At 63.7% G+C, this 603-nt stretch carries 1 protein-coding gene and 1 pseudogene; both read right to left on the minus strand.

Translation table 11 applies throughout. The features are described from left to right. Positions 1-360: pseudogene (locus AC1D2E_RS36075) on the minus strand (hypothetical protein); the annotation flags it as partial. A 12-nt stretch (positions 361-372) separates the two neighbouring features. Further along, positions 373-603: hypothetical protein (locus tag AC1D2E_RS36080; protein WP_478201824.1), on the minus strand; the 231-nt coding region annotated here is incomplete at its 5' end.

Genomic DNA, 603 nt, shown 5'->3' on the forward strand with positions numbered 1-603 from the left:
CTCCGAGGCCGAAAGTGCTCCGAGGCCGAAAGTGGAGCCTTCGAAAGGCGAGGAGGCCGGCTGCCAGATCAGCGGCATGATGGTCCGCGAGATCAGGTTCCAGTCCTCGTTGAGGCTGAAGGGCACGACCGGCTGGATGTTGAGCACGTTCTGCGTGCGCTGCTCCGGCCCGGTATCGAAGTTGGTGTTGAGCTGAAAGGGCACGCTGATCAAGCTGGCCAGCGGGTTCTGCGCCGCCTTGGCGAGTTCCTCGTTGCTTTGTTGCGCGTGGGCAGACGCTGAGAGGAGGCCCGCCACCATGACGCCGGCGGCCCAACGCCGCTCCCAGGGGAAGTGGTCCTTGGTTCGAGATTGGGACATGTCTTTTTCTTTTTATCGTGATGCAGCGCGCAGGGCGGCGAATCGACGCGCGAACGCCCCCGACCACTTGTTGAAGGCGTCCTGCGCATAGCTCCAGCTCGTGAAGGAGCTGACGTAGCCGTTCATCCACGCCACCGCCGCGGTCGTCGCACCCTTGTTCAGGTCGGCGGCGTACTTGAGTCCAATCTCGGTGTCCGCGCATTCGCCGACCACCTTGCCGGTGGCGCCGTCTCTGAACTGTGC

Source organism: Variovorax sp. P1_H2, assembly GCF_056405295.1.